The sequence below is a fragment of the Streptomyces sp. UH6 genome, assembly GCF_013421635.1.
In the GTDB taxonomy this organism is placed as follows: Bacteria; Actinomycetota; Actinomycetes; order Streptomycetales; family Streptomycetaceae; genus Streptomyces; species Streptomyces abyssomicinicus.
In genome coordinates this window covers 1-4,780 of sequence record NZ_JACADT010000416.1, presented here as the reverse complement: position 1 = coordinate 4,780, position 4,780 = coordinate 1, and the positions used below count along the sequence as shown (strand labels likewise).

Annotated in this window: 5 protein-coding genes; 4 read left to right on the top strand and 1 reads right to left on the bottom strand. The window is 72.1% G+C overall.

Translation table 11 applies throughout. The annotated features are described in order from the left end of the window. Nucleotides 1-931 (bottom strand): alpha/beta fold hydrolase (locus HW445_RS18870; RefSeq protein WP_180222172.1); only part of this gene is annotated, 931 nt, incomplete at its 3' end. 313 nt (nucleotides 932-1,244) lie between these two features. On the opposite strand from HW445_RS18870, the gene HW445_RS18865 reads away from it, so the two are divergent. Genes HW445_RS18865 through HW445_RS18850 form a run of 4 tightly spaced genes read left to right on the top strand, consistent with a single transcriptional unit; the run spans nucleotide 1,245 to nucleotide 4,772 of the window. Next, nucleotides 1,245-2,180, top strand: a complete 936-nt coding sequence (locus HW445_RS18865) for an ABC transporter ATP-binding protein (protein WP_308799463.1) — start codon at nucleotides 1,245-1,247, stop codon at nucleotides 2,178-2,180. After that, nucleotides 2,167-3,108 carry an ABC-2 transporter permease gene (locus HW445_RS18860; RefSeq protein WP_180222170.1) on the top strand — a complete coding sequence of 314 codons (942 nt, stop codon included), beginning with the start codon at nucleotides 2,167-2,169 and terminating at the stop codon, nucleotides 3,106-3,108. Before HW445_RS18865 ends, HW445_RS18860 begins: the two co-directional genes overlap by 14 nt. Further along, nucleotides 3,105-4,016 carry an ABC transporter ATP-binding protein gene (locus HW445_RS18855; protein ID WP_180222169.1) on the top strand — a complete coding sequence of 304 codons (912 nt, stop codon included), beginning with the start codon at nucleotides 3,105-3,107 and terminating at the stop codon, nucleotides 4,014-4,016. The genes HW445_RS18860 and HW445_RS18855 overlap by 4 nt, the downstream gene beginning before the upstream one ends. Nucleotides 4,017-4,043: 27 nt before the next feature. Further along, the gene (locus HW445_RS18850) at nucleotides 4,044-4,772 is read left to right on the top strand and encodes an ABC transporter permease (RefSeq protein ID WP_180222168.1); all 729 of its coding nucleotides are present in this window, start codon (nucleotides 4,044-4,046) and stop codon (nucleotides 4,770-4,772) included. Nucleotides 4,773-4,780 lie beyond the last annotated feature (8 nt).

The window sequence follows — 4,780 nt, the reverse complement described above, 5'->3', positions numbered from 1 at the left end:
GCCGGGTCGAGGGCGTCCGGCCGGCCTCCACGTCGGTGACGAAGCCGTCGACCCACCGGGCGAGCTGGTCCGGCCGGGTCAGCGGCATCGCGTGCCCGACCGGCAGGGTGCGCCGCACCAGCTTCGGGGCCCACCGCTCGAGTCCGTCGTAGAGGGCGGGTGAGAGGAACGGGTCCCGCAGTGCGACGACCAGCTGGACCGGCAGGTCGGTGCGGGCGTCCACGCGCGGCGTCCGGAGCGAGGACGGGACGTTGTCCCGGTGTAGCCAGGCCCCGTGGGCGCCGTCGGTGCCCAGACTGGCCGTGGGATACCCCTCGGGTTCCACCCCCTCGAACTTCTTCAGCAACGCCCGCCAGGTACTGGTGAGCGCCGGCGTCCCCCGCCAGAGCAGTTCGGGCACGACCGGGACGTGGAGGGCGGCCATGTACCAGGACCTGGCCGCCTGGCCGAGGACCCGGGCGGTCCGGCGCGGGGCCGGCCGGGTCAGCCCTTGCCGCATCCAGAGGGAGAAGTGGTCCAGGGAGGGGCCCGACATCGAGGTGAGCGAGGCGATCCGGGACGCCGTGCGGGGCCGCGTGACGAAGTCCCAGCTCTGCACCGATCCCCAGTCGTGCCCGACCAGGTGCACCGGGCGGCCGGGGCTCACGGCCTCGGCGACGGCCAGGAAGTCGTCGCCCAGCCGCTCCAGGGTGTACCCGCCGCGCGGTGGGCGCGGAGCGGTGGAGCGGCCGTGTCCGCGGACGTCGTAGAGCACCACGTGGAACCGCTCGGCGAGCCGCGCGGCCACCTCGCCCCATATCTCCTTGGTGTCCGGATAGCCGTGGAGCAGGACGATCGTCGGCCGCTCCCCGTCGGCCGGTCCCAGCTCCGCGACGCACAGGTCGACCTCGCCCGACCGCACCATGCGTTCGCGCGCGCCCTTGAGTGCCATCCGTCCTCCACCCCTGCCGTCGTTCGGCCGCCGCCGCCGACTGCCGTCGTCCGGCCCGCCCGCCGTCGTACCGCCCGCCGTCGTACCGCCCGCAGTCGTACCGCCCGCCGTCGTCGCGGCCGCCGCCCAGGTCTGTGAATCTGGCAGCCGGCGGACACCGCGTCAACGCCCCCTCCCCGAAGGGGAGACGAGGCCCGCGTCTCCCCTTCGGGGATGACCCTTATGCGTCCCCTACACCTGGAGGCTGAGCGGGGAGGCCCCTCCCGGAGGACGACGTGTCCGCGTCATGCCCCCTACCGTCGTCCCCGTGACTGTGATCCTGACCGAAAGCCTGAGCAAGCGGTTCCCCCGGGTGACCGCCCTCGACCGGCTCACCCTGGACATCGGGTCCGGCGTGACCGGTCTGGTCGGCGCCAACGGCGCCGGCAAATCGACCTTGATCAAGATCCTGCTGGGTCTCGCCCCCGCCTCCGAGGGGCGCGCCGAGGTGCTCGGCCTGGACGTCGGGACCGAGGGATCCGCGATCCGTGCCCGGGTCGGCTACATGCCGGAGCACGACTGCCTGCCGCCCGACGTCTCGGCCACCGAGTTCGTCGTCCACATGGCGCGCATGTCCGGCCTGCCACCGACCGCCGCCCGTGAGCGCACCGCCGACACCCTCCGCCACGTCGGCCTGTACGAGGAGCGCTACCGCCCCATCGGCGGCTACTCCACGGGCATGAAGCAGCGGGTCAAGCTCGCCCAGGCGCTCGTCCACGACCCGGACCTGGTGCTGCTGGACGAGCCCACCAACGGCCTGGACCCGGCCGGCCGGGACGACATGCTGGACCTGATCCGCCGCATCCACAGCGACTTCGGCATCTCGGTCCTGGTCACCTCGCACCTGCTGGGCGAGCTCGAGCGCACCTGCGACCACGTCGTCGTCATCGACGGCGGAGCCCTGCTGCGCTCCAGTTCCACCACCGACTTCACCCGGTCCACCGCCACCCTCGCCGTGGAGGTCACCGACAGCGACGAGCACCCCGACGGGATCGACGCGCTCCGCAAGGCCCTGGGGGCCCGTGGGGTGCGCACCGAGGACGGCGGCGCCGGGCTACCGGGAGCGGGCCGCATCCTGCTGCTCACCGCGGACGGCGACGACACCTACGACCTGATCCGCGACACCGTCGCCGGCCTCGGCCTCGGCCTGGTGCGCATGGAACAGCGCCGGCACCACATCTCGGAGGTCTTCCGCCATGACGACCGATAGCCTCACGCCGGCCGGCGGGCCCGGAGGGACGGCGCGTCCCGGCAACGGCGCCGCGCACGAGAGCCGGATCCACGACATCGGCTACCGCGGCTACGACGGCCCCCGCCTGGGCCGTGCCTACGCGCGCCGCTCGCTGTTCGCGCAGTCGCTGCGCAGCGCCTTCGGCCTCGGCCGCTCGGCCCGCTCCAAGATCGTGCCGGTGGTCATCACCTGCGTGCTGACGCTGCCCGCCGTGATCGCGGTGGCGGTGACCATGATGAGCGGTGCCGGGGAACTGCCGATGACCTACGTGGAGTACACGGCGGGCTTCGAGATGGTGATCACCCTGTTCCTCGCCGCGCAGGCTCCCCAGGCGGTCTCCCTGGACCTGAGGTACCGGACCATGCCCCTGTACTTCTCCCGCCCGATCGAGACCTCCGACTACGTCCGCGCCAAGTACCTGGCCATGGCCTGCGCGATCTTCATGCTCACCGCGCTGCCGCAGGTGGTCCTCTACGCGGGTGCGCTGCTGGCCAAGCTCGACTTCGCGGACCAGACCTCGGCCTTCGCCCAGGGCCTCGCCGGAGCGGCCGTGCTCGCCCTGCTCTACGCGGGCATCGGCCTGGTCGTCGCCGCCCTGACGCCGCGCCGGGGCTTCGGCGTCGCCGCCGTGATCGCCGTGATGATGCTGTCCTTCGCGGCGGTCTCCACGCTCCAGGTGGCCGCGGACCTCAACGAGGCCCGGGGTGCGGTGTCGTGGCTCGGCCTGTTCTCGCCGAGCACGCTGATCTACGGGCTGCAGCACGCCTTCCTCGGCGACGGCGCGCCCTTCCCGGGCAACGTCGGACCCTCCACCGCCCAGGGAGCCGTCTACCTGCTGGTCGTGGCCGTGCTGATCGCCGGTTCCTACGGCCTCCTGATCCGTCGCTACCGAAAGGCCGGGCTGTGACCACCATCCAGCTAGACCACGTCTCCCGCTGGTTCGGCAACGTGGTCGCCGTCAACGACATCACCGTGGACGTGGGACCGGGCGTCACCGGCCTGCTCGGGCCCAACGGCGCCGGGAAGTCGACCCTGATCAACATGATGGCGGGCTTCCTCGCCCCGTCCGCCGGGTCCGTCACCCTCGACGGCAGCCCGGTGTGGCGCAACGAGGCCGTCTACCGGGAGATCGGCATCGTTCCCGAACGGGAGGCGATGTACGACTTCCTGACCGGCCGCCAGTTCGTCGTCGCCAACGCCGAGCTGCACGGGCTGGGCGCCGCGGAGGCGCAGCGGGCGCTGGCCCTCGTGGAGATGGAGCACGCCCAGGACCGCAGGATCGGCACCTACTCCAAGGGCATGCGGCAGCGCGTGAAGATGGCCTCCGCGCTGGTGCACGACCCCTCGGTGCTGCTGCTCGACGAGCCGTTCAACGGCATGGACCCGCGTCAGCGGATGCAGCTGATGGACGTGCTGCGGCGCATGGGGGACGAGGGCCGCACCGTCCTGTTCTCCTCGCACATCCTGGAGGAGGTCGAGCAGGTGGCCTCGCACATCGAGGTGGTGGTGGCCGGACGGCACGCGGCCAGCGGCGACTTCCGCTCCATCCGCCGCCTGATGACCGACCGCCCGCACCGCTACCTGGTCCGCTCCAGCGACGACCGGGCGCTGGCGGCGGTGCTGATCGCCGATCCGTCGACCTCCGGCATCGAGGTGGACGCCGCCGAGGACGCCCTGGTGATCCAGGCGGCCGACTTCGGCCGGTTCACCGAACTGCTGCCCAAGGTGGCCCGGGAACACGGCATCCGGCTCTACACGGTGTCGCCGTCGGACGAGTCCCTCGAGTCCGTCTTCTCGTACCTTGTCGCGGCCTAGCGGCGAAGCGGCCTAGGAGGCTTCACGATGTTCACAGCGTTCCATCCCACGGTGGCCCGGCTCACCTACCGGGCCCTGCTCGGCCGGCGCCGGGCCCTCGTCCTGGGCATCCTGCCGTCGCTGCTGGTGCTGATCGCCGTCGCCGTGCGGCTGCTGGCCGACGGTGACCCGCAAAGCTCCACCGACGTGCTCGGCCGGTTCGCGCTGGCCGCGATGGTGCCGATCATCGGCGTGATCGCGGGAACCGGGGCGATCGGCCCGGAGATCGACGACGGTTCGGTCATGTACCTGTTGGCCAAGCCGGTGCAGCGGCGGACGGTGCTGTTCACCAAGCTGGTGGTCGCGATCGCGGTGACGATGGTCTTCTCGGCCGTCCCCACGCTGATCGCCGCACTGATCCTCGTCGGCACCGCCGACGGGATCGCCGTCGCCTACACGGTCGCGGCGCTGGTGGCCTCGATCGCCTACGCCTCGCTGTTCCTGATGCTGGGCACCCTCACCCGGCACGCGGTGGTCGTCGGACTGGTGTACACGCTGATCTGGGAGACGCTGCTCGGCTCCTACGTGGCGGGAGCGCGCTCGCTCAGCGTCCAGCAGTGGGCGCTGGCGGTCGGGGGCGACCTGGCCGAGGGGAAGCTGATCACCTCGGAGGTCGGCATGGGCACCGGCGCGGTGCTGCTGACCGTGGTCACCGTCGCGGCCACCTGGTACGGGGCCCGCCGGTTGCGCAGCCTGACTCCGGCCACCGAGGAGTGACGCCCCCG